General features: G+C 27.5%; 5 protein-coding genes. All 5 read left to right on the top strand.

What is annotated here, in order from left to right; genetic code table 11:
- Positions 1–110: 110 nt before the first annotated feature.
- The 5 genes from H593_RS0115220 to H593_RS0115200 all read left to right on the top strand — a co-directional run bounded on the left by H593_RS0115220 (position 111) and on the right by H593_RS0115200 (position 3322).
- Entirely contained in the window at positions 111–608 is a 498-nt protein-coding gene (locus H593_RS0115220; RefSeq protein ID WP_028873215.1) for a hypothetical protein, read from the top strand.
- A gap of 152 nt (positions 609–760) precedes the next feature.
- Entirely contained in the window at positions 761–1228 is a 468-nt protein-coding gene (locus H593_RS0115215) for a hypothetical protein (protein ID WP_028873214.1), read from the top strand.
- Between the two features lie 173 nt (positions 1229–1401).
- Positions 1402–2109, top strand: coding sequence for a hypothetical protein (locus H593_RS0115210; RefSeq protein WP_028873213.1), 708 nt, complete (start codon positions 1402–1404; stop codon positions 2107–2109).
- A gap of 2 nt (positions 2110–2111) precedes the next feature.
- On the top strand, positions 2112–2687 hold the full coding sequence (locus H593_RS0115205) for a hypothetical protein (protein ID WP_028873212.1): 576 nt from the start codon (positions 2112–2114) through the stop codon (positions 2685–2687).
- Positions 2688–2890: 203 nt separating this feature from the next.
- Positions 2891–3322, top strand: a complete 432-nt coding sequence (locus H593_RS0115200) for a hypothetical protein (RefSeq protein WP_157588896.1) — start codon at positions 2891–2893, stop codon at positions 3320–3322.
- The last annotated feature ends 106 nt before the right edge of the window (positions 3323–3428 follow it).

Here is a 3428-nt window from a genome sequence, read left to right as displayed (position 1 = left end):
CAGAAATTTAAACATTTATTTGCTAAATTGGCTTATTAAAAACTCGAAGGTAAAGTTTTTAAATCCCTTACTATTCATATATTTAACGTTGTAAAACATTTGAGGAAAAAATGGAAAGTCTATTTAAAAAATTAAAATTAGTTGATTCCTTGGTGTTTGAATATGATATTGAACCAAAAGAATTTCAGAAAAGAATTAAACAGATTGTTGATGAAGAAACACCTATTTTATTAGACGAATTATATCGCTCAAAAAAAATATTTTGTGGAAAAGTAGGAGATAATAAATTCACTTTGAGAAAAAAAAGAAAGTTTATGAATCTGAATATTCAATCGTCTAATGCTGTTGGAATATTAAGTGTGGAAAATCAGAAAACCAAACTAAACGTGAAAATTTTTGGATATGATGAAATCTCAACACTTGCGATAATAATTGGACCAATATTCTTTTTGATATTATTTTCTGTAATCATAATAAAAAAAGCTTATCCTGCATTAATATTGTTTGTTCCAATAGCAACATTGATATTGATTTTCCCATATTACATTATGAAAAAAAATATGAAAACATTCCGAATAGAGTTAAAGGAGAATTTGAAATTTAAATAAAAAACGTTTTACAACACCGTGTATAATTCATTACTAGTTCTTGCTTACTTACGAAAGTCCTCGCGGACTTTCTATCTGTGATTTATTTGCTAACTTTAGTCCTTAAACACGCAACGAAATCATACACAAAACCGTTGTAAAACATATAAAAAATGAAAACATATAAAAAGAGAATTATCGGAATTTTGATTTTATTTATAATGTTAAGTTGTGCTTTAGAATCTCAATTTGCTTTACCTAATGATGAAAAAATAAATTCTGAACTAATCGGAGAATGGTACTCTGAAAAAAATGGTGACGAAAGGATTAAAATCATGAAAAATGGAGAGAAATCTTATATGTTACAAATGATTGACAAAAATGAAACTGATGAATTAATTGCCTTCTCTAAAACCATTAAAGGGTTTAGTATTATGAATGTTAAAACTGAAACCAAAGGCATAATTACTAATGTTTTTTATAGCTTCAATCTTAAAGGAAATACTCTAACTTTTTCCGAAGTTAATGACAAACTACATGATAAAGAATTTGAATCGGAATCTGAACTTCTAAAATTTTTCGAAGAAAACGTTAATAAAGAAGACTTTTTTATCAACACTGCCGAATTAAAAAGAAAATAAAAACGTTTTACAACACCGTGTATAATTAATTGCTTTGGCAAGTGATTATTTGGAAAATTCCTTCGGAATTTTCTCTGGCTCGTGTTTGTTTACTAAATTAGTTGCTTAACACGCAACTAACCATACACAATTCCGTTGCCCACAATATAAAAATTGCATAGAAAAAATAACAAATGAAAAATAATATAAACAGTTCATTAATTCTGAACAGAAAAATAATAATTGAAATAAGGTTCAATCCAGCACCTAAATTTCTTGACTTAAAAGGTACTATTTTAGATAAAATAAATTCACTAAATATAATTAAAGGAGCTGATTGGAGTATTGGAGATTCTGCTTTAAAAATTTCCGATAGCAACAAAGATGAACTAATTAAAAATATAGTTCAAGTAGAAATTAATCGCCTTTCATTTATAAGTTCAAAGGTCGATTCTATTGAAAAACTTGTTAGTGATTTTCTTAAATTATATGAAACTATTAATGAACTCTTAGGAGGTTTAACAGTAACGAGGATTGGGTGCAGAATACAAGGAACGTATAAGACCAAATCTAACGAATTCACCAAAATTCTTGATAATTTTAAGAATGCTTTTCCTACACAAATTTTTCTTGAAAACTTCCCAACAAATGATTTGAGATTACAAATTGTTTATCAAAACGGAATGTATCACATTGGTCCAGTTCAAAAAGATGACCCTTTTTTAGTTAAAGAATTTAAAAACCCAGACAGAAACAACTCTGTTGGAATTGCAATTGATACAGACAATTATTTATTAAAATCAGGAACTAATGATATAAATGGTAATAACAAAATTAAAGATGTTATTACAGCTTCTCTTGCTGTTGAAAAATCCTTAGTTGAAAATTTAAAGGAATTTTAAGAATGGCGAAAGGCAATAAAAAAAAGAAAGTCATTTCTCTAAAGAAAGATGAATATGACTTAAAGAGTAGTCTGAATAAACTGAAGCAACGTGAAAACTTACCAAGTTCTGAAACTTCAACAAACTTTGAAATAAAAAAATCTGAGTCAAATAGTTTAAGTCAAAGTCATTTAAATGAAAACGTAAATTCTGAAACAGCAACTATTTATTTTAAACTTAACGAAAATTTCAATTCTCGTTATGATACTCTTAACGATAATATTAAAACTGTTAGTGATAAAATATCAGATTCAAGTCAGACATTAAGACAGGAATTAGAAGGTAAAATAGATTCAAAATTGGACACTAAATTTTACTTGTGGACAATTTTTGCTTTAGTTGCAATTACAACTTTAATTTATACTCTTTCGTATTCAAATTTAGTTTCAGAAACTAAGCAAAACACAAATTCAGTAAAATCTTTCCAAAAAGATATTGATAATAAAAATGACGAAATAGAAAGCATAGAAAAAGACATTGAAAAAATTAAGGATAAACAAAATAGGTTAGAGATTGAAATAATAAAAAGTGGAAAATAAATACTGTGGGCAACACCGTATAAAATTAATTGCTGGTTTTAGCTTATTTACGAGAGTCCTCGAGGACTTTCAATCTGTGATTTAATTGCTAACTTTAGTACTTAAAACACGCAACTAATCTTATACAAACACGTTAGCTACAATTTGAAATGACGACTTTCATAATTATAATCGGATTAGTTTTAATACTAATTATTTACTTTTTGATTTCGAATAAAATCGGAGTAAAAAAACTGAACGATGAATTCGACGAAATTTGTTTAGCTCACGAAAAACTAAAATATCCTGAACTTGACAAAATAACTCAATTGGAAATAATGGAAACTGGAAATTTAAAACCAATTGCGGAATTAGTTCCTGAATATAAAGACAAAGGAACACCAACAAAACTGCTGAAAAATTACATAACGATTACGAAAACGGAATTCAGGAATTATTTAATTGAAACTGGATTTATTGAAAAACAGAAAATAGAAAACGCTGATAATCCTGAACAAGACGGAATTTGGTTATTGAAAGATAAAATTATAGACCAAGAAAGAGGACATATTCACAGAACTTGGAATATTGGAAACATAAATGAAGCTTCTGAAATATATGTAAATCTATTGTGGGAAAAGCTGAATACGAATTAAAAAACTGTAGCTAACACAGTGTATAATTAATTGCTTGGTCACTGCCGACTTACGAACATTCCTGCGGAATATTCTATCTGTGATTTATTTGCTAAATTAGTTGCTT

The organism is Psychroserpens burtonensis DSM 12212 (genome assembly GCF_000425305.1).
GTDB lineage: Bacteria > Bacteroidota > Bacteroidia > Flavobacteriales > Flavobacteriaceae > Psychroserpens > Psychroserpens burtonensis.
This window is presented reverse-complemented; position numbering and strand designations above follow the sequence as displayed.